Consider the following 23729-nt stretch of genomic DNA (forward strand, 5'->3'; position numbering starts at 1 on the left):
GATCGGGCGGTAGGGTGGGCCCATGGGACACCGTGAGGATCTGCTCGCCGGCGCCAAGCGCTGCCTGCTGGAGAAGGGGTTCGCGCGCACCACCGCGCGGGACATCGTCAAGGAGTCGGGGACCAACCTCGCGTCGATCGGCTACCACTACGGCTCCAAGGACGCGCTGCTCGTCCAGGCGTACATCGAGCTGGTGGCCGCGATGTCCGAGGCCTTCGACGGGGGCTCGCAGGGCGACCTGCCCGGCGAACCCGGCTCGCCGGAGCGGTTCGCCGCGGTGTGGGCGAACATCATCGGCACCATGCGCGACCCCGGCTCGCTGTGGCGGCTCAGCATGGAGATCGTGGCCATGGGCGACGAACTGCCCGAGGTGCGGGAGCACCTGGCGCGGGCCCAGCGGGAGGGCGCGCGCGGTCTGGTCACGCTCTTCACGGGCGGGCGTGAGGAGGACGTCCAGGAGGAGACCCTCGACACCCTCGGCGGCTTCTACCTCACGCTGCTGATGGGGCTCATGGTCCAGTGGTCGTTCAGCCCGCAGGACGCTCCCGAGGCCGACCGGCTCACCGAGGGGCTGCGCCGGGCGACCGCGGGCTTCGACAAGAGCTGACCCGGCTCACAGCCGGGCGCCCTTCAGCGCCATGTGCAGCAGCAGCCGGTCCTCGCCGTCGTCCAGGTCCAGGCCCGTGAGCTGCTCGACGCGGGAGAGGCGGTAGTACAGCGTCTGGCGGTGGATGCCCAGCTCGGCGGCGGTGCGCCCGGCCTGGCCCGCGCAGTCGAGGTAGACCTCGGCGGTGCGGGCCAGTTCGCGGTGGGCGGGGGAGAGCAGCACCCGTACGGCGGGGTCGTGGGCGATCTCCCCCGGCAACGCGGTCAGCAGGCGGAACGCCCCGATGGACGTCCACTCGGCGACCGGTCCGAACCGGGTCTCGGCGCGCGCCGCCCGGGCCGCCGCCGACGCCTCCCGCCAGGCGGCCCCCAGCTCCGCGAGGCCGGTGCGCGGGGCCGAGACACCCGCCGCCGCCCGGTCCGGGGCACCCGCCGCGGTCGCGGCGTCCGCGCCGGTCCCGGCCGTGCCACGCGCCCGTTCCAGCAGCCGCCCCGCCGCCGACGTCGCCGGGGTCAGCACGTGCGCCGAGCGCAGCCGCACCAGCAGCGCCAGCGACTCGCCCGCGCTGCCCCACGGCACCGTGCACAGGGCCGTCGCCCCCGGCACCGTACGCACCGACGGCGCGTCGTCGGGGCCGGCCGACGGCCAGGGGGCCACGCAGACCACCGCGTGCGGCGTGTCCGCGCGCGGGCCGAGGGCGGTGCGCAGTTCCGCCACCGCCATGTCCCGCTGCCAGTCGCGCTCGGCGGTCAGCACCGCCCGCAGCTCCCGGCTCAGGTCCGCGCCGTGCTGCGCCTCGTCCGCGAGCAGCGCGCCGATCCGGACGGTGACCTCCATGGCCGCCGCCAGCTGCCGGTCCGTCGGGCCGGGCTCGGTGTCCAGGAGCCACACGTAGCCGAGGACGACACCCCGGTGGCGTACCGGCAGGCAGGTGCGGCCCCGGTGCACCCCCGCCGCCGGGGTCGGCGGAATGCGCACGGGGCCCGTCGCGCGGGTGATGCCGAAGCCCTCGAACCAGGCCCGCACGGCCGCCGTGGAGCGCCGGGTCAGGATCGAGCGGGTGCGCACGGGGTCCAGGGCGGAGGGGTCGAGGTCGCCCTCGCTGTCGTACGCGCCGAAGGCGATCAGCTCGAAGTCGCGGTTCTCCAGGGTCGCGGGCGCGCCCAGCAGCTCGGAGATCTCGTCGACCAGTTCCTGGTAGTCGCCCTTCGGATCCGTCGTCACGCGGGCATTCTGCCGCATTTGCGTGCCGTTCTCATACATCTGTCTGAGATCGGCGGCACGGATGCGTGACAGCTGTCGATGGCCGACGATCGGGTGGATCCTTAGATTTCACGGTGGTTCTCCGTGCCGTCCCGCGCTCGTCGGGCGACGGCCTCGTGTTGGTTGGTAAGTGGAGGTGCCCCGTGCTGGGTCCCGTGATTCTCGCCGCGTCGCGCAGCGACCGGATGCGCCGGCTGGTCTCGGCCGCGCCCGTGACCAAGCCGGTCGTCGACCGGTTCATCCCCGGCGAGACCGTCGACGAGATCGTCCCGATCATCCGGGACCTCACCGACCAGGGCCTGGAACTGACGATGGACGTCGTCGGCGAGGACATCACCACCCCCGCGCAGGCCGAGGCCGCCCGCGACGCCTACCTGGAGCTGATCGACCGGCTGAAGCCGCTGGAGCTCGGCACCCGTGCCGAGATGTCGGTCAAGCTGTCGATGTTCGGCCAGGCGCTGGACGGCGGCCACGAGCTGGCCCTGGACAACGTCCGCCCGGTCGTCGAGGCCGCCGCCGGGATCGGCACCACGGTCACCCTCGACGCCGAGGACCACACCACCCTCGACTCGATGTTCGCCATCCACGAGGAGCTGCGGAAGGACTTCCCGCAGACCGGCTGCGTCATCCAGGCGTACCTGTTCCGCACCGAGGCCGACGCGCGCCGGCTCGCCGACAACGGTTCTCGCGTACGGTTGGTGAAGGGCGCCTACAAGGAGCCCGCCGAGGTCGCGTACCAGCAGCGCCACGAGATCGACAAGGCGTACGTGCGCATCCTGCGCACCCTGATGGAGGGCGAGGGCTACCCGATGATCGGGTCCCACGACCCGCGCCTGATCTCCATCGCGCAGGAGCTGGCCCGCACCGCCGGGCGAAAGCTCGACGAGTACGAGTTCCAGATGCTGTACGGCATCCGCGGCGACGAGCACCTGCGGCTGGCCGCCGAGGGGCACCGCATGCGCGTCTACACCGCCTACGGCACCGACTGGTACGGCTACTTCATGCGCCGTCTCGCGGAGAAGCCGGCGAACCTCCGGTTCTTCGCCCGCTCGATGGTCACCAAGGGCTGAGCCCACCCGCTCGCAAGACCGCTCAGTTAAAGGAGTTACGGAACCCATGGACGCTGTGACCCAGGTCCCCACCCCCGTCAACGAGCCGGTGCACGGCTACGCCCCCGGCTCGCCCGAGCGTGCCCGTCTGGAGGCCAAGCTCAAGGAGCTGGCCGACAACCCGATCGACCTGCCCTGCACCATCGGCGGCGTGAAGCGGATGGGCGGCGGCGAGCGCTTCGACGTCGTGCAGCCGCACAACCACAAGTCCCGCCTGGGCACGTACGCGAACGCCACGCAGCAGGACGCCCAGGACGCGATCGACGCCGCCCTGGCCGCCGCCCCCGCGTGGCGCGCGATGTCCTTCGACGACCGCGCGGCGATCATCCTGCGCGCCGCCGAGCTGCTGTCCGGCCCGTGGCGCGAGACCATCGCCGCCTCCACCATGCTCGGCCAGTCCAAGACGGCCCAGCAGGCCGAGATCGACAGCCCCTGCGAGCTGGTCGACTTCTGGCGCTTCAACGTCCACTACGCCCGGAACATCCTGGCCGAGCAGCCCCCGGCCAACTCGCCGGGCGTGTGGAACCGCCTGGACCACCGCCCGCTGGAGGGCTTCGTCTACGCGATCACGCCGTTCAACTTCAGCGCGATCGCGGCCAACCTGCCCACCGCCCCGGCCCTGATGGGCAACGTGGTGGTCTGGAAGCCGTCCCCGACCCAGACCCACGCCGCCGTGCTGCTGATGGAGCTGCTGGAGGAGGCCGGGCTGCCCAAGGGCGTCATCAACCTGGTCACCGGCGACGGCCTCGCGGTCTCCGAGGTCGCCCTGGAGCACCGCGACCTCGCGGGCATCCACTTCACCGGCTCGACCCCCACCTTCCAGCACCTGTGGAAGACGGTCGGCAACAACATCGCCAAGTACCGCACCTACCCGCGCCTGGTGGGCGAGACCGGCGGCAAGGACTTCCTGGTCGCCCACCCGTCGGCCGACCGCGCGGTGCTGAAGACCGCCCTGACCCGCGGTGCCTTCGAGTACCAGGGCCAGAAGTGCAGCGCCACCTCCCGCGCGTACATCCCGGCGTCCATCTGGAACGACGGGTTCAAGGAGGAGTTCGCCGCCGAGGTCGACTACCTCACCATGGGTGACGTCACCGACCTGTCGAACTTCATGGGCGCCGTCATCGACGAGCGGTCCTTCGCCAAGAACAAGGCCGCCATCGACCGCGCCAAGGCGGACGAGACCTGCACGATCGTCGCGGGCGGCTCGTACGACGACTCGGTGGGCTACTTCGTCCGCCCGACCGTCATCGAGTGCACCGACCCGGAGAACGAGGTCTTCCGCACCGAGTACTTCGGCCCGATCCTCGCCGTGCACGTCTACGACGACAGCAAGGCCGACGCGTACGACGAGATGCTGACCCAGATGGAGTCGGTCTCCGACTACGCCCTCACCGGCTCGGTCATCTCGGGCGACCGCGCGGCGGCGGCGTACACGATGGAGAAGCTGCGCTACGCGGCCGGCAACTTCTACATCAACGACAAGTCGACCGGCGCCGTCGTCGGCCAGCAGCCCTTCGGCGGCGGCCGTGCCTCCGGCACCAACGACAAGGCCGGCGCCCCGCAGAACCTGATGCGCTGGACGCTGACCCGCGCCATCAAGGAGACGCTGGTCGCGCCGACCGACTACACGTACCCGCACATGGGCTGACACCCCACCCGACCCCGGACGGGCCAGGTCTCCCCCCGACCTGGCCCGTCCGGCGTTTTCGCAGGTCATGGAGGAACGGCGGGGGAGTGGCCGACGGCACCGTCTCAGATAGTAGGAAGTCCGAGTAATTGTGGAGACAGATGCTCGGCGCTCCCTTAACTTTGTAGGAGCCGAACGTCCCGCTCGATCGAGCGCAGGGCGGTCGTGAGCCGGGCCCCGTGCAGGCAACCCCTGCGGCACCGCGCCTCCCGCCCCTTCCGGCCTCTCGCGATTTCCCCTTTCCGCACCCCCGTGTGCTGTGCCGAAGGAGTCGATTCCCATGGCCGAGACCACCGTCCGCCGTCGCGTCCGCCACCTCTCCCGTACCGCTGACTCCGACCGCAAGAACGCCGCCGCCGCCCTCCAGCGCGCCCTCGACCGCCGGGACAACGGCGGCTCCACCGGCCACTGAGCCGGGGACGGCAAGGGAGGCGTCCGTATGCCGGACGCCTCGTGTCATCCCGTGGGACGAGGAGTAGGGTGCCGTCATGTCTCCCAGCATCAATCTCGCAGTGATTCCCGGTGACGGCATCGGCCAGGAGGTCGTGGCCGAAGGTCTGAAGGTCCTCTCCGCCGTCCTTCCCCAGGATGTGAAGCTGGAGACCAAGGAGTTCGACTTCGGCGCCCGGCGCTACCACGCCACCGGTGAGACCCTCACCGACGCCGACCTCGACGCCCTGAAGGCCCACGACGCCATCCTGCTCGGCGCGATCGGCGACCCCTCGGTGCCGTCCGGTGTCCTGGAGCGCGGCTTCCTGCTCAAGCTCCGCTTCGCCTTCGACCACCACGTCAACCTGCGGCCGTCCAAGCTCCTGCCGGGTGTCGCCACCCCGCTCGCCGGCCAGCCGGAGATCGACTTCGTCGTCGTCCGCGAGGGCACCGAGGGCCCGTACACCGGCAACGGCGGCACCATCCGCAAGGGCACCGAGCACGAGGTCGCCACCGAGGTCTCCGTCAACACGGCCTTCGGTGTCGAGCGCGTCGTCCGCGACGCCTTCGCCCGCGCGCAGGCCCGTCCGCGCAAGAAGCTGGCGCTGATCCACAAGAACAACGTGCTGACCTTCGCCGGTCACCTGTGGACGAACGTCTTCAACAAGGTGGCCGAGGAGTTCCCCGAGGTCACCACCGAGTACATGCACGTCGACGCGGCGACCATCTACCTGGTCACCCAGCCCGAGCGGTTCGACGTGATCGTCACCGACAACCTCTTCGGCGACATCATCACCGACCTCGCGGCGGCCGTCTCCGGCGGCATCGGCGTCGCCGCCAGCGGCAACATCAACCCGTCCGGTGACTTCCCCTCGATGTTCGAGCCGGTCCACGGCTCCGCGCCCGACATCGCCGGCCAGGGCAAGGCCGACCCCACCGCCACGGTCCTGTCCGTCGCCCTGCTGCTGCGCCACCTCGGCTACGAGACCGAGGCCGCCCGCATCGAGGAGGCGGTCTCCGCCGACCTCGGCGAGCGCGCCGGCCTGCCCGCCCGCTCGACCTCGCAGATCGGTGACGCGCTCGCCGTACGAGTAGCCGGCTGACCCCGCGCACTCGAAAACCAACCTCTCGAAGCCGCCGGGTCCGAAAAACAAGGCACCCGGCGGCTTTCTCCTGCGTCCGCCAGGTGGGACCATCGAAACCTGGGCCGCATTCACCCCGTTTTCACCCGTCGCCCCCCGCGCGAGATAATCGAACGCGAAGCCGCGACATGAGGGAATGCTCGGACGCCCTAGCACCGGCCACCGGCCGTACGGGCGTGACCGCGGCCCGTCACGACAACCGGTGAAGGACATCAATCCATGACGACGCCCACGATCGAGCTCAAGCCCTCCGCCCACCCGCTCTCCGACGCGGAGCGCCAGGCGATCCTCGCCAACCCCGGGTTCGGCCGCCACTTCACCGATCACATGGTGACGATCAAGTGGACCGAGGGCCGCGGCTGGCACGACGGCCAGCTCGTTCCGTACGCCCCGCTCTCCCTCGACCCGGCCACCATGGTCCTGCACTACGCGCAGGAGATCTTCGAAGGGCTGAAGGCCTACCGCGGCCCGGACGGGTCGGTCGCCACCTTCCGCCCGGAGAAGAACGCGCAGCGCTTCCAGGCGTCCTCGCGCCGGCTCGGCATGCCGGAGCTGCCGGTGGAGACCTTCATCGAGGCGTGCGACGCGCTGGTGCGGCAGGACCAGAAGTGGGTCCCGGAGCACGGGGGCGAGGAGTCCCTCTACCTGCGCCCGTTCATGATCGCGACCGAGGTCGGGCTGGGTGTGAAGCCCGCGGGCGAGTACCTCTTCCTCGTCATCGCCTCCCCGGCCGGCGCCTACTTCCCCGGCGGCGTCAAGCCGGTCTCCATCTGGGTCTCCGAGGACCGCGTGCGCGCCGTCCCCGGCGGCATGGGCGACGCCAAGACCGGCGGCAACTACGCCGCGTCGCTGCTCGCGCAGGCGGAGGCGGCGGCGAAGGGCTGCGACCAGGTCTGCTACCTCGACGCGGTCGAGCACCAGTGGGTCGAGGAACTCGGCGGCATGAACCTGTACTTCGTGTACGGCGACAGGATCGTCACCCCCGCCCTCACCGGCTCCATCCTGGAGGGCGTCACCCGCGACTCCCTCCTCACCGTCGCCCGCGACCTCGGGTACGAGGCCGAGGAAGGCCGGATCTCGGTCGACCAGTGGCAGCGCGACGCGGAGAACGGCACCCTCACCGAGGTCTTCGCCTGCGGTACGGCGGCCGTGATCACGCCGGTCGGCACGGTGAAGCGGGCCGGGGCGCAGTGGCAGCAGAGCGGCGGCGAGCCCGGCGAGGTGACGCAGCGGCTCCGGCGGGCCCTGCTGGACGTCCAGCGCGGGACCGCCGAGGACAAGCACGGGTGGATGCACCGCCTGGTGTGACGTACCCGGCGTCGTGACCGGAACGGGCCGGGGGTCCGAGGGCTGAGCCTTCGGACCCCCGGCCCCTATTTTTGAGCAGCGTTCCATGTGATGTGTGCCGAGGCTGCCCGTCGACGGTTCCGTAGCTTGCCTCGGACGTTTAGAGTGATGCTCTAACTCATGGAGGCGAGGAGGTACCGGGTCGTGAGACTGACCCCCACGGAACGTGACCGGCTGCTGCTCTTCGGGGCGGCCGAGCTGGCCCGGTCCCGCCGTGCCCGCGGGCTCAGGCTGAACGTGCCGGAGGCGACCGCGCTGATCGCGGACACCGTCTGCGAGGCGGCCCGGGACGGCGCCCGGCTCGCGGAGGCGATCGAGCGCGCCCGGTCCGTGCTCGGCCCCGACGACGTGCTGCCCGGTGTCGCCGACGTGGTCACCGAGGTGCACGTGGAGGCGGTCTTCGACGACGGTTCCCGGCTCGCGGTCGTCTCCGACCCGATCGGCGGCGGGCTGGGGGAGCGGGCGCCGGGGGCGCTGCTGCCGGGGCCCGAGCACGCCGAGCCGGAGGCGGCGGTGCGCCTCGCGGTCACCAACACCGCGACCGTGCCCGTCTCCGTCACCTCCCACTTCCACTTCTTCGAGGCCAACCCGCGCCTGGACTTCGACCGCGAGCGGTCCTACGGCATGCGCCTGGCCGTGCCCGCCGGGTCGTCCGTCCGCTTCGGGCCGGGGGAGAGCGCCGAGGTCGGGCTGGTGCCCATCGGCGGGCTCCGCGTCGCGATCGGGTTCGCCGGTCTGGTCGACGGCCCGCTGGACGCGCCGGGCGCGAAGGAGGAGGCCCTGCGCCGGGCCGCCGCCTGCGGCTACCTCGGCGTCACGGAAACACCCGATCAGGAGGTCGAGCGATGAGCCGCCCAGGAGGCCACCCCGCCGAGGCCCGCCGCCTCACCCCGTACGAGTACGCCGCCACCCACGGCCCCCGCGCCGGTGACCGGGTCCGGCTCGGCGACTCCGGCCTGGTGATCCGCGTCGAGTCCGACGCCCAGCGCTACGGCGACGAGTTCCTCGCCGGCTTCGGCAAGACCGCCCGCGACGGACTCCACCTCAAGGCCGCCGCCGTCCGCGAGACCTGCGACGTCGTCATCAGCAACGTCGTCGTGATCGACGCGGCGCAGGGCATCCGCAAGGTGTCGATCGGCATCCGCGAGGGCCGGATCTGCGGGATCGGCCGGGCCGGCAACCCCGACACCCTCGACGGCGTCGACGTCGTGGTCGGCACGGGCACGTCCATCGTCTCCGGCGAGGGGCTCATCGCCACCGCCGGAGCCGTCGACACCCACGTCCACCTGCTCTCCCCGCGCATCATGGAGGCGTCCCTCGCGTCCGGCGTGACGACGATCATCGGGCAGGAGTTCGGCCCGGTGTGGGGCGTCGGCGTCAACTCGCCCTGGGCGCTGAAGCACGCGTTCGGCGCGTTCGACGCCTGGCCGGTCAACATCGGCTTCCTGGGCCGGGGTTCGTCCTCCCACGGGGCCCCGCTGATCGAGGCGCTGGCCGAGGGCGGCGCGAGCGGCTTCAAGGTGCACGAGGACATGGGCGCCCACACCCGCGCCCTCGACACCGCCCTGCGCGTCGCCGAGGAGCACGACGTCCAGGTCGCCCTGCACAGCGACGGCCTGAACGAGTGCCTCTCCGTGGAGGACACCCTCCGCGTCCTGGAGGGCCGCACCATCCACGCCTTCCACATCGAGGGCTGCGGCGGCGGACACGTCCCCAACGTGCTGAAGATGGCCGGCGTCCCCAACGTCATCGGCTCCTCCACCAACCCCACCCTGCCCTTCGGCCGGGACGCGGTCACCGAGCACTACGGCATGATCGTCTCCGTCCACGACCTGAAGACCGACCTGCCGGGCGACGCAGCCATGGCCCGCGACCGCATCCGCGCCGGGACCATGGGCGCCGAGGACGTGCTGCACGACCTGGGCGCGATCGGCATCACCTCCTCCGACGCGCAGGGCATGGGCCGCGCCGGCGAGACCGTCCGCCGCACCTTCGCCATGGCCGGGAAGATGAAGGCCCAGTTCGGCGCCGACGGGGACGACGACAACGAACGCGTCCTGCGCTACATCGCCAAGCTGACCGTCAACCCCGCCATCGCCCACGGCCTGTCTCACGAGGTCGGCTCCATCGAGGTCGGCAAGCTCGCCGACATCGTGCTGTGGCGCCCGGAGTACTTCGGCGCCAAGCCGCAGCTCGTCCTCAAATCCGGCTTCCCGGCCTACGGCGTGGTCGGCGACCCGAACGCGGCCACCGACACCTGCGAGCCCCTGGTGCTGGGCCCGCAGTTCGGCGCGCACGGCGCCACGCCCGCCGAGATATCCGTGGCCTTCGTCGCGCAGGCCGCCCTCGACCAGGGCGGCGACACGATGCCGACCCGCCGCCGCCGGGTCGCCGTACGCGGCACGCGCGGCATCGGCCCGGCCGACCTGCGCCTGAACTCCCGTACCGGACAGGTCGACGTCGACCAGCGCACCGGCCTGGTCACCCTCGACGGCGACCCGCTGCGCTCCGACCCGGCCGACTCCGTCTCGCTCAACCGCCTCTACTTCCTCTGACCTCCTGGGACACCTCCATGACTTTCCGCATGCCCGCCGAGTGGGCCCCGCACGAGCGCACCTGGATGGCGTGGCCCGGCCCCAACCCGACGTTCACCGACGCCGAGGAGCTGGCCGACGCCCGTGCGGCCTGGGCGTCCGTGGCCCGCGCGGTGCGCCGCTTCGAGCCGGTGACGGTGGTGCACGGGCCCGGCCAGGGCGGCACCGCGCGCGAGCTGCTCGGCCCGGACGTCGACCTGGTGGAGCGCGAGCTGGACGACGCCTGGATGCGGGACATCGGCCCGACCTTCGTGACGGACGGGCAGGGCGGCCTGGCGGCCGTGGACTGGGTGTTCAACGGCTGGGGCGCCCAGGACTGGGCCCGCTGGGAGCACGACTCCAAGATCGCCCGCCAGGTCGCGGACCTCGCCGGCGTCCCCGTGCGGAGCAGCACGCTCGTCAACGAGGGCGGCGCGATCCACGTCGACGGCGAGGGCACGGTCCTGCTGACCGACACCGTCCAGCTCGGCCCCGGCCGCAACCCCGGCTGGACCCGCGAGCAGGTCGAGGCGGAGATCCACGCCCAGCTCGGCACCACCAAGGCGATCTGGCTCCCGCACGGCCTGACCGGCGACTACGGCAGGTACGGCACCCAGGGCCACGTCGACATCGTCGCGGCCTTCGCCCGGCCGGGCACCGTCGTCGTGCACAGCCAGCGCGACCCCGCCCACCCGGACCACGCGCGCTCGCAGACGTACCTGGAGATCCTGCGCGGCCAGACCGACGCCAAGGGGCGCCGCCTGGAGGTCGTCGAGGTACCCGCCCCGACCGTCCTGAAGGACGAGGACGGCGACTGGGTCGACTACTCCTACATCAACCACTACCTGTGCAACGGCGGCGTCGTCCTGTGCGCCTTCGACGACCCGCACGACGAACTCGCGGCGGGCATCTTCCGGCGCCTGTTCCCCGACCGCACGGTGACGCTGGTGGACGCCCGTACGATCTTCGCGGGCGGCGGAGGCATCCACTGCATCACCCAGCAGCAGCCGAGGATCTAGAAGGAGTCAGCCATGGCCGGTGCGGCGCGAGCGCGGAAGAACGCACCGCCCCGCGAGGACGTCCTGGCCGCCGCCATGGCGATGATCGCCGAACGCGGCCTGGAGAAGCTGACCATGGCGGCCCTGGGCCGCGAGGTCGGCATGAGCAGCGGTCACCTCCTCTACTACTTCCACTCCAAGGACGAGCTGCTGCTGCGCACCCTGGAGTGGAGCGAGGGCCGCCTAGGCGTCGAGCGCGGCCGCCTGCTCACCCGGCCCGGAACGGTTCGGGAGCGCCTCGACTCCTACGTCGACCTGTACGTGCCCGACGGTCACCGGGACCCGCACTGGACGCTGTGGCTGGAGGTGTGGAACCGCTCGCAGAACGCCGCCGGCGAGGCCCGCGACCGGCAGGCGGCCATCGAGGGCGCCTGGCACCGCGACCTGGTCGCGCTGCTCGCCGAGGGCGTCTCGCGCGGCGAGTTCCGCGCCGTCGACCCCGACCGCTTCGCCTCCCGGCTCCGCGCCCTGCTCGACGGCTTCGCCATCCACGTGGCGATCGGGCTGCGCGGCGCGGACCGGCAGCGGGTGCTCGGCCACGTGCGGGAGTTCCTGGACGACGGCCTGGCCCGGCCCGGCGCGTAGCCGGTGACCGCGCCTTCGACCGGAACGCTCGGGTGCGGACGGACATCCCGGACCGCATCGTGAGACGGCCCGGGGAGAAGGGGGTGAACTGTGCCAGACTTCCTCCGTGCTCTCGTTCGCCATGATTATTGGCAGCAGGCGCGCCGGTCCGCAGTGACCACCGCGTACGACCAGGTACGGGTGGACACCGTCGTCCTCGACCCGCGCGCAGACCTCTCGCACCCGCGAGAGGTTTTTCGTTTTCCTGGCCCACCCCCAGCCGGGAAGAGAGCGCGGGGGATCATAGCCGGACGGTGGAACCGGTCATTCCGGTAGACCGAGATCCCATACAGGAGCCTTCAGATCATGACCGCAACCAGCGAACTCGACGATTCGTTCCACGTCTTCGACACCACCCTGCGCGACGGCGCGCAGCGCGAGGGCATCAACCTCACGGTCGCGGACAAGCTGGCCATCGCACGGCACCTGGACGACTTCGGCGTGGGCTACATCGAAGGGGGCTGGCCCGGCGCGAACCCGCGGGACACCGAGTTCTTCGCCCGCGCCCGGGAGGAGATCGACTTCCAGCACGCCCGGCTGGTCGCCTTCGGCGCCACCCGCCGCGCGGGAGCGACGGCCGCCGAGGACCACCAGGTCAGGGCGCTCCTGGAATCCGGCGCCCAGGTCATCACCCTGGTCGCCAAGTCCCACGACCGGCACGTCGAGCTGGCCCTGCGGACGACGCTGGAGGAGAACCTGGAGATGGTGCGGGACACCGTCTCCCACCTCGTCGCGCAGGGCCGCCAGGTCTTCGTCGACTGCGAGCACTTCTTCGACGGGTACCGCGCCAACCCCGAGTACGCGAAGGCGGTGGTCCGCGCCGCCTCCCAGGCCGGCGCCGACGTCGTCATCCTGTGCGACACCAACGGCGGCATGCTCCCGGCGCAGATCCAGGCCGTGGTCGGCACGGTGCTGGCCGACACCGGCGCCCGGCTCGGCATCCACGCCCAGGACGACACCGGCTGCGCGGTCGCCAACACCCTCGCCGCGGTCGACGCGGGCGCCACCCACGTCCAGTGCACGGCCAACGGCTACGGCGAGCGCGTGGGCAACGCCAACCTGTTCCCGGTCGTGGCCGCGCTGGAGCTGAAGTACGGCAAGAAGGTCCTCCCCGAGGGCCGGCTGCGGGAGATGACGCGGATCTCCCACGCCATCGCCGAGGTCGTCAACCTCACCCCCTCCACGCACCAGCCCTACGTCGGCGTCTCGGCCTTCGCGCACAAGGCCGGCCTGCACGCCTCCGCGATCAAGGTCGACCCGGACCTGTACCAGCACATCGACCCCGAGCTGGTCGGCAACACCATGCGGATGCTGGTCTCCGACATGGCCGGCCGCGCCTCCATCGAGCTGAAGGGCAAGGAACTCGGCGTCGACCTCGGCGGTGACCGGGAACTGGTCGGCCGGGTCGTCGAGCGGGTCAAGGAGCGGGAGCTGGCGGGCTACACCTACGAGGCCGCGGACGCCAGCTTCGAACTCCTGCTGCGCGCCGAGGTCGAGGGCGGCCCGCTGAAGTACTTCGACGTCGAGTCCTGGCGGGCGATCACCGAGGACCGGCCCGACGGCAGCCACGCCAACGAGGCCACGGTCAAGCTCTGGGCCAAGGGCGAGCGCATCGTCGCCACGGCCGAGGGCAACGGCCCGGTCAACGCCCTGGACCGCGCCCTGCGGGTCGCCCTGGAGAAGATCTACCCGGAGCTGGCCAAGCTGGACCTGGTCGACTACAAGGTCCGCATCCTGGAGGGCGTCCACGGCACGCAGTCCACGACGAGGGTCCTCATCTCCACGGGCGACGGGACGGGGGAGTGGTCCACGGTGGGCGTGGCGGAGAACGTCATCGCCGCCTCGTGGCAGGCCCTGGAGGACGCGTACACGTACGGGCTGCTGCGGGCGGGGGTCTCGCCCGCCGAGTGAGCCGGTTCTTTCCGCCCCGCACCGATGTCTTATTGGGGCGGATTCGGGTACTTTCGAACGTATGACGGACGCACGTGTTCGAGTCCTCATACGCCTCCTGGTCGCGCCGGTCCTCGCCGCCCTGGCGGTGCTGCTGGCCGGCGCGCCCGGCGCGCAGGCGGCCACCGACGTCTCCGAGATCGGCGCCGCCCTGCGCGAGAGTCCCGTGTACGTGGATCCGGCCGCCTCGGACCTGCTGTCCGACGCGGACGCCGAGGCGCTGGCCGACAAGATCGAGGACGCGAACGAACCCGTCTTCGTGGCGGTCCTCCCCGCGGACCAGCCGACCGAGAACCTCTTCCGCAACCTGCGCACCGAGACCGGCATCACCGGTCTGTACGGCGTCCGGCTCGGCGACCGGTTCGACGCGCGTGCCGACAGCAGCGTGCTCAGCCGCCAGGGTGTGGACAACCTCGTCACGGCCGCGCAGGGCGCGGGTGACACCAAGGCCCAGCTGAACGACTTCGTCGACGACGCGCTGCGCAGTGTGCGCGGCTCCGCCCCCTCGTCCTGGGACGCCGGCGGCGACGCCGTGCCGACGGGCGCCCTCATCACCGCGGGCGCGGTCGCGGCGGCCGGCGGCGCGGGCGTCTACGCGCTCGCACGCCGCAACCGCCGCCGCCGCGAGGAGGAGCAGCGGGCGGCACTGGAGAAGCTGCGGGTGGTGGTCGACGAGGACATCACCGCGTTCGGCGAGGAACTGGACCGCCTGGACTTCCACCCCGCCGAACCGCGCGCCGACGACGCGATGCGCGCGGACTACGAGCGCGCGCTGGACGCGTACGAACAGGCCAAGACGTTCATGGCGGACGCCCGCAGACCGGAGGACGTCCGCGCGGTCACCCAGGCCCTCGAGGACGGCCGGTTCTCGCTGGCGCAGCTCGCCGCGCGACGTGAGGGCAGGCAGTTGCCCGAGCGCCGTCCGCCGTGCTTCTTCGACCCGCGCCACGGTCCGTCGGTCGCCGACGTCACCTGGACGCCGCCCGGCGGGGCGACCCGCCAGGTCCCGGTCTGCGTGGCCGACCGGACCCGGTTGTCCGAGGGGCGGGACCCGGCGATCCGCGAGGTGGACACCGAGTACGGCCGCCGCCCCTACTGGGACGCGGGTCCCGCCTACGGCCCCTGGGTCGGTGGTTACTTCGGCGGCGGCATCCTGCCCGGGCTGCTGGTCGGCACCATGCTCGGCGGCATGATGGCGGGCCCGGCGTACGGGGCCGGGTACGGCGGTGGCTACGGCGACTTCGGCGGGCACGAGGGCGGTGACGTGTCCGGCGGGGACTTCGACTCCGGCGACTTCGGGGGCGGGTTCGGAGGCGGCGACTTCGGCGGCGGTGGCGGCTTCGGCGGCGGAGGGGACTTCGGCGGCGGGTTCTGAGGGCGCGGGTTCTGAGGACGCGGTTCGCAGGACGCGGGTTCTGAGGGTGCGGGTTCTGAGAATGGGGGCTCTGAGAACGGGGTGGTGCGGGGCCCTCTCCCCGAGGGCCCCGCACCTGTGCCTCCTACCGAGCGGCGTCCGAGGCCGACGGTGCCGTCCGGCGCGGGCGGAGCGCCGGTGCCGCGAGGACGGAGGCGAGGGCCACCGCGAGGGCGAGGGCCACCAGCCCCGCGCTCACCCACACCGGCGACCGGTACCCGAGACCCGCGCCGATCGCCGCACCCCCGGCCCACGGGCCCAGCGCCGCGCCCACGTTGAACGCGGCCGTGGCGAAGCCGCCGGCCAGGGTGGGGGCGTCCGGCGCCGCGTACAGCACCCGGGAGATCAGAGTCGAGCCGACCCCGAAGGACAGCGCGCCCTGGAGGAAGACCATCCCCAGCGCGGGCACCGGGTCGCCGGCCCCCAGGGCGAGCACGCCCCACCCGGCGCACAGGGCGAACCCGCCCGCCACGAGCACCGGCACCGGACGCCGGTCGGCCAGTCGCCCGCCGACGCTCACGCCGACGAACGAACCCGCCCCGAACAGCGCCAGCACCCCGGGCACCCAGGCACCGCTCAGCCCGCCGGCCTCCGTGGCCAGCGGCGCGAGGTAGGTGAACGTGCAGAAGGTCGCCCCGTTCACCAGCGCGGCCGACAGCAGCGTGACGAGGAGCCGGGGAGCACGCAGCGCCCGCAGCTCACCGCGCAGCGGGGGAGGCGTGGGATCGGCGGCCCCGCCCGGCACCGACCGGGCCACCGCCACCAGCGCGGGCACCGACAGCAGCGCCACCGCCCAGAACGCGGCGCGCCAGCCCCAGATCTGGCCGAGCAGCGCTCCGGCGGGCACCCCGGCCACGCAGGCCAGCGTGATCCCGCCCAGCAGGGTGGACGTGGCCCGCCCCTTGGCCTCCGGCTCGACCATGTCCGCGGCCGTCACCAGCGCGACGGCCAGGAAGCCGGCGTTGGCCAGCGCGCCGGCCACCCGGGTGGCGAGCAGCACCTCGAAACTGCCGGTGACGGCACCGGCGACATGGACGGCGAGGAAGACGCACAGGAAGGCCAGCAGGGCGCCCCGCCGCGACCACCGTCGGCCGAGCACCGCCATCAGCGGCGCCCCGACCACCATCCCCACCGCGAAGGCGGAGGTCAGTGCCCCCGCCGCGGGCACGGTGACCCGTAGATCCCTGGCGATGTCCGGGATCAGCCCGGACAGCATGAACTCGGACGTTCCCTGGGCGAACACGGCAAGGCCCAGCAGAAGAAGAGCGAACGGCATGAGGAAACTCCGCACCCGGAAGTCGACGTCGTACACGACACGGCGGACGGTTGTCCGGTGGCGGTGACGGCGGCGACCAGGGGCGCGCGCGGCGCGTCCCTCAGCCCGGCATCACGGACGGCCACCGGAGAACCGGTGGCCTGAGTCTGGACGCTTCGGGGCTGTTCACGCCGGGCAGACTAGCGCCTCCCGGCGCGGGACACGACCGGATATTCCTCGGCGGGCCGGCGTTCCGGCGCGGGGCCCGCCCGGCGGACCACGACCACCGCCGCGAGACCGACGGCCAGGCCGAGCGCGGTCTGCGCGCCGAACGGCTCGCCGAACATGAGGGCGCCCCACACCGCCGTGACCGGGGCCATCAGGAACATCAGGGTGTTGACCTCGGTGATGCCGGACCGGCGCAGGATCAGCCAGTACAGCCCGTAGCCGCCGAACGTGGGCAGGACGATCAGCCAGGCGGTCGCCAGCCAGAACGAGGAGTCGGCGGGCGGGGCCGCGCCCCCGGTGCCGACCGCCAGGCCGGAGAAGAGGACGGCGCTGGTCACGCAGTGGATCGTCAGCGCTGCCCGGGGTGCGACCGGCGTGCGCGAGCGGCCCTCCAGGAAGGTGGCCGCCACCAGCGACAGCATGCCGAGGAAGGGCACGGCGTACGCCCACCAGGCGACCTCCGCGCCCGCCGCCGCGGCGTCGGCCACCGTGACGGTGGCCACGCCGGCCAGCCCCAGCCACAGGCCGAGCCACTGCCGGCGCGAGACGTACTGCCGCAGCAGGGGCCCGGCGAGCGCACCGGCGACGAGCGGCTGGACGCCGTCGATCAGGGCGGTGGTGCCGCTGGAGACGCCGAGCTGGATGGCGTAGTAGACGCTGAGCAGATATCCGCTCTGCGACAGCGCGCCGACGGCCACCTGGCGCGCGGTGTCCCGGAGCGTCAGGCCGCGCCAGGCCGCCCGGGAGACGGCGGCCGCGGCGACCAGGACCAGCGCGAGCGGCAGGAAGCGCCACATCAGCAGCGTGCCCGCGTCGGCGGTCCCCGCGCCGAGCTTGGCGCCGATGAAGCCGGAGCTCCAGCACAGGACGAAGGCGACCGAGAGCAGGGCGTTCACGTCGACCACAACCAGACGGTAGACAGATCGGTTTACTTGTCTCGGGTGCCCACTATACAGACCGGTATACTTGTGCGTATGGAGCCGAGGGAGAAGCCGCACCGCGTGCGCATGACGCCGGGCGCGCGGCGGGTGCTGGAGGCCGCCGAGGGCCTGTTCTACGAGCGCGGCATCCACGCCGTGGGCGTGGACCTCATCGCCGCCGAGGCCGGGGTGACCAAGAAGACGCTGTACGACCGGTTCGGCTCGAAGGAGCAGATCGTCGTGGAGTACCTGGCCGGGCGCGACGAGCGGTGGCGCGAACTGCTCGGCGGGCACCTGGACGCGGTCGCGGGGCGGCCGCCGGCCGACCGGATCCTGGCCGTCTTCGAGGCGTCGCGCGCGTGGGCGGCGCGGTACGGGGCCAAGGGGTGCAGCATGATCAACGCGCATGCGGAGATCAGCGACCCGGCCCATCCCGCCCACCCGGTCATCACCGGGCAGAAGCAGTGGATGCTCGGCCTGTTCACCCGCCTGGCGCGGGAGGCCGAGGCGGACGGGGCGGCCGACGCGGCCGGGGCGGACCGGCTGGCCCGGACGCTGATGCTGCTGCACGAGGGCGCGCTGGTCGCCCACGGGCTGGGGGTCTTCCCCGACCCCTTCGGGCACGCCCTCGCGCAGGTGCGGGAGCTGCTGGAGAACAGGGCGGCGCCGGGGGCGGACGCGCCGCTACGGTGAGCGCATGCCGCCCCGTTCCGCGCTTCTCGTCATCGACATGCAGAACGCCATGGTCGCCATGGCGCACCGGGCCGCCGAGACGGTCGCCGCGATCGCGGGGCTGAGCGAGCGGGCCCGGGCGGCCGGTGTGCCGGTGGTGACGGTCCGGCACCGGGGCGAGGACGTGGTGCCCGGCACCGAGGGCTGGCGGGTCGTGCCCGAGCTGGCGCCCCGGGAGGGTGAGCGGATCGTCGACAAGACGACTCCGGACGGCTTCCTGGACACCGGCCTCGACGAGGTTCTGCAGGCCCTGGGCGTCACCGAGGTGATCGTGACCGGGTTCGCCACCGAGGTCTGCGTGGACACCACGGCCCGGCAGGCGCTGAGCCGGGGGTACGACCTGGTCGTCGTGGCCGACGGGCACACGACGTCGCGGCGGAGCGCGGCGGACGCCGGCGCCCTGGCCCCCGCCGCCCTCTCGATCGCCCAGTGCAACACCGTCTACCGGACGATCGGCTGGCCCGGCCGGCGTATCCGGGTCCGGGCCGCGGCCGACGTGCAGCTCACGCCTGCCTGATCGCCGAGATGTCGAAGTTCAGCTTGATCTTGTCGGAGACCAGGACGCCGCCCGTCTCCAGCGCCGCGTTCCAGGTCAGGCCCCACTCCGAGCGCTTGATCTCGGCCTTGCCCTCGAATCCGACGCGCTCGTTGCCGAACGGGTCCTTGGCGGCGCCGTTGAACTCCAGGTCGATGCTGACCGGCCGGGTGGTGCCGAGGATCGTGAGGTCGCCGGTGACGCGGTAGTCGTCGCCGCCCAGGGACTCGGCCCCGGTGGAGCGGAACGTCATGTTCGGGAACTCGTCGGTCTTGAAGAAGTCCGCGCTCTTGAGGTGCCCGTCGCGGTCGGCGGAACCGGTGTCGATGCTGTCCATCACGATGTCGAGGGACGCCGTGGAGCGGGCCGGATCGGCGCCGTCCAGGTGCAGCGTGCCGGAGAAGTCGAGGAACTTGCCCTTGACGTTGGTCACCATGGCGTGCCGGGCCGTGAAGCCGATCGTCGTGTGGGCGGGGTCCATCGTGTACACGCCGGTCAGGGTGGCGAGGTCGGCGGTCGAGGTCATGGGGTCCTCCTGGGGACGGTCGGGCCGCGGTGCCGTACGGCACCCGACCTGAAGTTGAATGTTCAACCAGTTCAACGGTCCCGACTGTAGACCTATTCCGTACGGGCTTCAACGGTTGTGGCGGGTGTCGCGGGCGAATTCCGCCTTCCGGGGCCGGACGGCCTCCACCGCCCGCCCGCGTGGCCGGTCAGCGCCGGCTGGTGGACCCCCGATCGGGGAAGGGTCATGAGCATGACCCCCACGTGGCCGCACGCCCGCCGGACCGGCACGTCACCCACCCGCCGCACCTTCCTGCTCGCGACCGCACTGGCGGCCGCCCTCGCTCCCGCGCCCGGCGCGCACGCCGCGCCCGCCGCCGACCCCTACGACGACCTCAGACGGCGCTGGCTCGACATCGCCCTCGGCACCGGCTACGACCCGGCCGCCGAGCCCTACGCCTCCCGCCTCGCCGAGACCGGCGCGCGCGCCCGCGCCCACCGGGCCGACATGGCGCCCACCCCCACCTCCCTGTGGCCCGGCCACCCCTTCGACCCGCCCGCCGGCATCACCTTCGCCTACGGCCGCCTGTGGACCATGACCCAGGCGTACGTCCAGCAGGGCACCGGCTCCACCGGCGACCCGGGCCTCCTCGCCGACCTCCTGCGCGGCCTCGACCACCTCTCGGCCACCGTCTACCACCCGGGCACCACCCGCTACGGCAACTGGTGGGAGTGGCAGATCGGCAGCCCCCGCCTGCTCATGGACATCACGGCCGCCCTGTACGACCACCTCGGCACCGACCGCGTCACCGCCGCCTGCGACGCGGTCGACCACTTCATCCCCGACGCGATGCTCCGCGAGTACTCCGGCACCTCCACCGGCGCCAACCGTGTCGACCTGTGCCGCTCCGTCGCCCTGCGCGGCATCCTGGGCCGGGCCCCCGCCAGGATCGCCCTGGCCCGCGACGCCCTCTCGCCGGTCTTCCCGTACGTCACCCAGGGCGACGGCCTCTACGCCGACGGGTCGTTCGTCCAGCACACCTGGGTCGCCTACTCGGGGACGTACGGCCAGGTCATGCTGGACGGATTCGGCAGGCTGTTCGCCCTGCTGGCCGGCTCCGAGTGGGAGGTGACGGACCCCGGCAGGCAGATCGTCCTGGACAGCGTCGAGCATGCCTACGCGCCCCTCGTCCACGACGGACTCGTCATGGACATCGTCAACGGACGGGCCATCAGCCGCGGCTACCTCAAGGGCGACGACCTCCACGTCATGCGCGGCGACCACTTCCACGGACAGCAGCTCATCGCGGCCATGGCGGTCCTGGCGGGCGGCGCGAGCGAGGCCGAGCGGACGCGCTGGCACGCGCGCATCAAGGGCTGGATCGCCCGGGACACCGTCACCCCGGTCCTCACGGCACCCCAGTTCCCGGTCGCCGACCTGGCCCGGCTGCACGCCATCGCCGACGCGCCCGTCGAGGCCGCGCCCGAGCCCACCGGGCACCGCCTGTTCGCCGCGATGGACCGGGCCGTCCACCGCCGCCCCGCCTTCACCGCGGGCCTCGCCATGGCCAGCGACCGCATCGCCCACTACGAGTGCGGCAACGGCGAGAACCCGCGAGGCTGGCACACCGGCGCCGGCCTGCTCACCTGGTGGGCGAACGGGACGGCCTCCGATCAGTACACCGACTGGTACTGGCCGACCGTCGACTGGTACCGGCTGCCCGGCACCACCGTCTCCACCAAGCGCCTGGCCGACCGGGCCGGCGGCGAATGGGGCGCCCCGAAGCCCGGCGTGCGCTGGGTCGGCGGCACGACCGACGGCGAGTACGCCGCCGTCGGCCAGCACCTCGAAGGGCTCGGTTCCACGCTCGAAGCCCGCAAGTCCTGGTTCTTCCTCGACGACGAGGTGGTCTGCCTCGGCGCCGGCATCACCTGCGCGGACGGCGTCCCGGTCGAGACGGTCGTCGACAACCGCAACCTGGGGGAGGGCGGCACCCAGGCCCTCGCACGCGGCCGGGACTGGGCCCACCTGGAGGGCCACGGCGGCTGGATCGTGCCCGAGGGCGGCCTGCGGACCCTGCGGGAGGACCGCACCGGAGCCTGGTCCGACATCAACACCACCAGCACCACCGAACGCCGCACCCGCCGCTGGCAGACCCTCTGGCTGGACCACGGCACGGACCCCACCGACGCCCGCTACCTCTACGTGCTCATGCCGGGCGCCTCCCGCCGCGCCGTCGCCCGCCGTGCCGCCGACCGCCGACGGCTCACGGTCCTCGCCGACGACGCCCGGTGCCAGGCGGTCGCCGTCCCCTCGCTCGGCCTCACGGCGGCGAACTTCTGGCAGGCCGGCACGGCGGGCCCGCTCACCGCGACGGCCGGGGCGAGCGTGCTGGTCAGGCGCCGGGGCCGGACCGCTACCCTCTGCGTGAGCGAACCGCCGCGCACGGGAGAGCCCCTGGAGATCGTCTGGGAGCACCCGGTACGCGCGGTGGTACGGGCGGACCCGGCGGTCGAGATCCTCGCCGCGGACGGCCGACTGCGCCTCCGCGTCACTCCAGGGGTGGTATGTACCACCCATGAATGTGAGGTGACTCTCAGCTGACGGCTTTGTGCGACCCCTACAAGCATCAGACCCCCTGAGCAGTCGAAACGGCTGCATGCGGTGGCGGTTCTGTTCAGTGCTACCAGGAAAACGCGTCGGAGACTGTACGGAGTCGACGGCTGGCATTCCTTGGTCGGGTTCGTAGAGTCGCTACATGACCGTTTTGGATGAGGCGCCGGGTGAGCCGACGGACGCGCGCGGGCGAGTGGCCGAACTGCACGAGATCCGTGCGCAGGCGCTGGCCGGGCCGGGCGAGAAGGCGACGGCGGCGCAGCACGCCAAGGGCAAGCTGACGGCTCGTGAGCGGATCGAGCTGCTCCTGGACCCGGGTTCGTTCCGGGAGGTCGAGCAGCTGCGCCGGCACCGGGCGACCGGGTTCGGGCTGGAGGCGAAGAAGCCGTACACGGACGGTGTCATCACCGGCTGGGGCACGGTCGAGGGCCGTACGGTCTTCGTCTACGCGCACGACTTCCGGATCTTCGGCGGCGCGCTGGGCGAGGCCCACGCGACGAAGATCCACAAAATCATGGACATGGCCATCGCGGCCGGTGCTCCGCTGGTCTCCCTGAACGACGGTGCCGGCGCCCGTATCCAGGAGGGCGTCTCGGCGCTGGCCGGCTACGGCGGCATCTTCCAGCGCAACACCAAGGCGTCCGGAGTCATCCCGCAGATCAGCGTGATGCTCGGCCCGTGCGCGGGCGGCGCCGCCTACAGCCCCGCGCTCACGGACTTCGTCTTCATGGTCCGCGAGACCTCGCAGATGTTCATCACCGGCCCGGACGTGGTCAAGGCCGTCACGGGCGAGGAGATCACGCAGAACGGCCTGGGCGGCGCGGACGTGCACGCCGAGACGTCGGGCGTGTGCCACTTCGCTTACGACGACGAGGAGACCTGCCTCGCCGAGGTCCGCTACCTCCTGTCCCTGCTCCCGCAGAACAACCGGGAGAACCCGCCCCGTCACGACTGCGAGGACCCGGCCGACCGCCGCTCGGACGTCCTGCTCGACCTGGTCCCGGCCGACGGCAACCGTCCGTACGACATGGCCAAGGTCATCGAGGAGATCGTCGACGACGGGGAGTACCTGGAGGTCCACGAGCGCTGGGCCCGCAACATCATCTGCGCGCTGGCCCGTCTGGACGGCCAGGTCGTCGGCATCGTGGCGAACCAGCCGCAGTCGCTGGCCGGGGTACTGGACATCGAGGCGTCGGAGAAGGCCGCCCGCTTCGTGCAGATGTGCGACGCGTTCAACATCCCGATCGTGACCTTCCTGGACGTGCCCGGCTTCCTGCCGGGCGTGGACCAGGAGCACGGCGGCATCATCCGCCACGGCGCGAAGCTGCTGTACGCGTACTGCAACGCGACCGTGCCGCGCATCTCGCTGATCCTGCGCAAGGCGTACGGCGGCGCGTACATCGTCATGGACTCGCAATCCATCGGCGCTGACCTCACCTACGCCTGGCCGACCAACGAGATCGCGGTGATGGGCGCCGAGGGCGCCGCCAACGTCATCTTCCGCCGGCAGATCGCCGAGGCCGAGGACCCCGAGGCGATGCGTGCCCGCATGGTCAAGGAGTACAAGGCGGAGCTGATGCACCCCTACTACGCGGCCGAACGCGGTCTGGTCGACGACGTCATCGACCCCGCCGAGACCCGCGAGGTGCTGGTCCGCTCCCTGGCGATGCTCCAGACCAAGCACGCCGACCTGCCCTCCCGCAAGCACGGCAACCCGCCGCAGTGACCCGAGGAG

Annotated in this window: 20 protein-coding genes; 16 read left to right on the forward strand and 4 right to left on the reverse strand. The window is 72.3% G+C overall.

Features of this window, described 5'->3' with window-relative positions; all coding sequences use genetic code 11:
* Positions 1-22: 22 nt before the first annotated feature.
* Positions 23-607 carry a TetR/AcrR family transcriptional regulator gene (locus ACFIF2_RS21905; RefSeq protein ID WP_395574901.1) on the forward strand — a complete coding sequence of 195 codons (585 nt, stop codon included), beginning with the start codon at positions 23-25 and terminating at the stop codon, positions 605-607.
* Positions 608-613: 6 nt separating this feature from the next.
* Here the strand turns inward: ACFIF2_RS21905 and ACFIF2_RS21910 are convergent, their stop codons facing one another.
* Positions 614-1849 carry a PucR family transcriptional regulator gene (locus tag ACFIF2_RS21910; protein WP_395574902.1) on the reverse strand — a complete coding sequence of 412 codons (1236 nt, stop codon included), beginning with the start codon at positions 1847-1849 and terminating at the stop codon, positions 614-616.
* A gap of 164 nt (positions 1850-2013) precedes the next feature.
* Here ACFIF2_RS21910 and ACFIF2_RS21915 point away from each other — a divergent pair, with 164 nt between their 5' ends.
* From ACFIF2_RS21915 to ACFIF2_RS21965, 11 genes are all read left to right on the forward strand, one after another.
* On the forward strand, positions 2014-2940 hold the full coding sequence (locus ACFIF2_RS21915; RefSeq protein ID WP_395574903.1) for a proline dehydrogenase family protein: 927 nt from the start codon (positions 2014-2016) through the stop codon (positions 2938-2940).
* Between the two features lie 46 nt (positions 2941-2986).
* Positions 2987-4627 carry an L-glutamate gamma-semialdehyde dehydrogenase gene (gene pruA / locus ACFIF2_RS21920; protein ID WP_395574904.1) on the forward strand — a complete coding sequence of 547 codons (1641 nt, stop codon included), beginning with the start codon at positions 2987-2989 and terminating at the stop codon, positions 4625-4627.
* 319 nt (positions 4628-4946) lie between these two features.
* Positions 4947-5078 (forward strand): hypothetical protein, encoded by a 132-nt coding sequence (locus ACFIF2_RS21925; protein WP_079030417.1) that lies wholly within the window; start codon positions 4947-4949, stop codon positions 5076-5078.
* A 76-nt stretch (positions 5079-5154) separates the two neighbouring features.
* On the forward strand, positions 5155-6198 hold the full coding sequence (locus tag ACFIF2_RS21930; RefSeq protein WP_395574905.1) for a 3-isopropylmalate dehydrogenase: 1044 nt from the start codon (positions 5155-5157) through the stop codon (positions 6196-6198).
* 258 nt (positions 6199-6456) lie between these two features.
* Complete coding sequence (locus ACFIF2_RS21935) at positions 6457-7545, forward strand: branched-chain amino acid aminotransferase (RefSeq protein WP_395574906.1); 1089 nt, start codon at positions 6457-6459, stop codon at positions 7543-7545.
* A 183-nt stretch (positions 7546-7728) separates the two neighbouring features.
* On the forward strand, positions 7729-8433 hold the full coding sequence (gene ureA, locus ACFIF2_RS21940; RefSeq protein WP_395574907.1) for an urease subunit gamma: 705 nt from the start codon (positions 7729-7731) through the stop codon (positions 8431-8433).
* Positions 8430-10139 (forward strand): urease subunit alpha, encoded by a 1710-nt coding sequence (locus ACFIF2_RS21945; protein ID WP_395574908.1) that lies wholly within the window; start codon positions 8430-8432, stop codon positions 10137-10139. The genes ureA and ACFIF2_RS21945 overlap by 4 nt, the downstream gene beginning before the upstream one ends.
* Before the next feature lie 17 nt (positions 10140-10156).
* Positions 10157-11176: an agmatine/peptidylarginine deiminase gene (locus ACFIF2_RS21950; RefSeq protein ID WP_395574909.1), complete on the forward strand. Its 1020-nt coding sequence runs from the start codon at positions 10157-10159 to the stop codon at positions 11174-11176.
* 12 nt (positions 11177-11188) lie between these two features.
* Positions 11189-11800 carry a TetR/AcrR family transcriptional regulator gene (locus ACFIF2_RS21955; protein ID WP_395574910.1) on the forward strand — a complete coding sequence of 204 codons (612 nt, stop codon included), beginning with the start codon at positions 11189-11191 and terminating at the stop codon, positions 11798-11800.
* 345 nt (positions 11801-12145) lie between these two features.
* Positions 12146-13750, forward strand: coding sequence for a citramalate synthase (gene cimA, locus ACFIF2_RS21960; protein ID WP_395574911.1), 1605 nt, complete (start codon positions 12146-12148; stop codon positions 13748-13750).
* A 61-nt stretch (positions 13751-13811) separates the two neighbouring features.
* Positions 13812-15164 (forward strand): hypothetical protein, encoded by a 1353-nt coding sequence (locus ACFIF2_RS21965; RefSeq protein WP_395574912.1) that lies wholly within the window; start codon positions 13812-13814, stop codon positions 15162-15164.
* Between the two features lie 124 nt (positions 15165-15288).
* Here the strand turns inward: ACFIF2_RS21965 and ACFIF2_RS21970 are convergent, their stop codons facing one another.
* Together ACFIF2_RS21970 and ACFIF2_RS21975 are read right to left on the reverse strand one after the other, a co-directional pair.
* Entirely contained in the window at positions 15289-16479 is a 1191-nt protein-coding gene (locus tag ACFIF2_RS21970; protein WP_395574913.1) for a Cmx/CmrA family chloramphenicol efflux MFS transporter, read from the reverse strand.
* A 179-nt stretch (positions 16480-16658) separates the two neighbouring features.
* On the reverse strand, positions 16659-17582 hold the full coding sequence (locus ACFIF2_RS21975) for a DMT family transporter (RefSeq protein ID WP_395575019.1): 924 nt from the start codon (positions 17580-17582) through the stop codon (positions 16659-16661).
* A gap of 78 nt (positions 17583-17660) precedes the next feature.
* On the opposite strand from ACFIF2_RS21975, the gene ACFIF2_RS21980 reads away from it, so the two are divergent.
* Both ACFIF2_RS21980 and ACFIF2_RS21985 read left to right on the forward strand, forming a co-directional pair.
* Positions 17661-18299, forward strand: a complete 639-nt coding sequence (locus ACFIF2_RS21980; protein ID WP_395574914.1) for a TetR/AcrR family transcriptional regulator — start codon at positions 17661-17663, stop codon at positions 18297-18299.
* A gap of 4 nt (positions 18300-18303) precedes the next feature.
* The gene (locus ACFIF2_RS21985) at positions 18304-18855 is read left to right on the forward strand and encodes a cysteine hydrolase family protein (protein WP_395574915.1); all 552 of its coding nucleotides are present in this window, start codon (positions 18304-18306) and stop codon (positions 18853-18855) included.
* On the opposite strand, the gene ACFIF2_RS21990 is transcribed toward ACFIF2_RS21985, so the two are convergent.
* Positions 18842-19399 (reverse strand): YceI family protein, encoded by a 558-nt coding sequence (locus ACFIF2_RS21990; protein WP_395574916.1) that lies wholly within the window; start codon positions 19397-19399, stop codon positions 18842-18844. The genes ACFIF2_RS21985 and ACFIF2_RS21990 overlap by 14 nt on opposite strands.
* A 225-nt stretch (positions 19400-19624) precedes the next feature.
* Here ACFIF2_RS21990 and ACFIF2_RS21995 point away from each other — a divergent pair, with 225 nt between their 5' ends.
* Positions 19625-21982 (forward strand): polysaccharide lyase 8 family protein, encoded by a 2358-nt coding sequence (locus ACFIF2_RS21995; protein WP_395574917.1) that lies wholly within the window; start codon positions 19625-19627, stop codon positions 21980-21982.
* A 154-nt stretch (positions 21983-22136) separates the two neighbouring features.
* Entirely contained in the window at positions 22137-23720 is a 1584-nt protein-coding gene (locus ACFIF2_RS22000) for an acyl-CoA carboxylase subunit beta (protein WP_395574918.1), read from the forward strand.
* Positions 23721-23729 lie beyond the last annotated feature (9 nt).

The organism is Streptomyces sp. BK79 (assembly GCF_044142145.1).
In the GTDB taxonomy this organism is placed as follows: domain Bacteria; phylum Actinomycetota; class Actinomycetes; order Streptomycetales; family Streptomycetaceae; genus Streptomyces.

What these genes read in the sequence shown, in the direction of transcription:
- ACFIF2_RS21910 (WP_395574902.1), bottom strand. Translation starts at nt 1,849, where the DNA reads ATGCGGCAGAATGCCCGCGTGACGACGGATCCGAAGGGCGACTACCAG.
- ACFIF2_RS21990 (WP_395574916.1), bottom strand. Translation starts at nt 19,399, where the DNA reads ATGACCTCGACCGCCGACCTCGCCACCCTGACCGGCGTGTACACGATG.
- ACFIF2_RS21935 (WP_395574906.1), top strand. Translation starts at nt 6,457, where the DNA reads ATGACGACGCCCACGATCGAGCTCAAGCCCTCCGCCCACCCGCTCTCC.
- ACFIF2_RS21965 (WP_395574912.1), top strand. Translation starts at nt 13,812, where the DNA reads ATGACGGACGCACGTGTTCGAGTCCTCATACGCCTCCTGGTCGCGCCG.
- ACFIF2_RS21995 (WP_395574917.1), top strand. Translation starts at nt 19,625, where the DNA reads ATGAGCATGACCCCCACGTGGCCGCACGCCCGCCGGACCGGCACGTCA.
- pruA (WP_395574904.1), top strand. Translation starts at nt 2,987, where the DNA reads ATGGACGCTGTGACCCAGGTCCCCACCCCCGTCAACGAGCCGGTGCAC.
- ACFIF2_RS21955 (WP_395574910.1), top strand. Translation starts at nt 11,189, where the DNA reads ATGGCCGGTGCGGCGCGAGCGCGGAAGAACGCACCGCCCCGCGAGGAC.
- ACFIF2_RS22000 (WP_395574918.1), top strand. Translation starts at nt 22,137, where the DNA reads ATGACCGTTTTGGATGAGGCGCCGGGTGAGCCGACGGACGCGCGCGGG.
- ACFIF2_RS21905 (WP_395574901.1), top strand. Translation starts at nt 23, where the DNA reads ATGGGACACCGTGAGGATCTGCTCGCCGGCGCCAAGCGCTGCCTGCTG.
- ACFIF2_RS21925 (WP_079030417.1), top strand. Translation starts at nt 4,947, where the DNA reads ATGGCCGAGACCACCGTCCGCCGTCGCGTCCGCCACCTCTCCCGTACC.
- ACFIF2_RS21930 (WP_395574905.1), top strand. Translation starts at nt 5,155, where the DNA reads ATGTCTCCCAGCATCAATCTCGCAGTGATTCCCGGTGACGGCATCGGC.
- ACFIF2_RS21950 (WP_395574909.1), top strand. Translation starts at nt 10,157, where the DNA reads ATGACTTTCCGCATGCCCGCCGAGTGGGCCCCGCACGAGCGCACCTGG.
- ACFIF2_RS21945 (WP_395574908.1), top strand. Translation starts at nt 8,430, where the DNA reads ATGAGCCGCCCAGGAGGCCACCCCGCCGAGGCCCGCCGCCTCACCCCG.
- ACFIF2_RS21980 (WP_395574914.1), top strand. Translation starts at nt 17,661, where the DNA reads ATGGAGCCGAGGGAGAAGCCGCACCGCGTGCGCATGACGCCGGGCGCG.
- ACFIF2_RS21985 (WP_395574915.1), top strand. Translation starts at nt 18,304, where the DNA reads ATGCCGCCCCGTTCCGCGCTTCTCGTCATCGACATGCAGAACGCCATG.
- ACFIF2_RS21970 (WP_395574913.1), bottom strand. Translation starts at nt 16,479, where the DNA reads ATGCCGTTCGCTCTTCTTCTGCTGGGCCTTGCCGTGTTCGCCCAGGGA.
- cimA (WP_395574911.1), top strand. Translation starts at nt 12,146, where the DNA reads ATGACCGCAACCAGCGAACTCGACGATTCGTTCCACGTCTTCGACACC.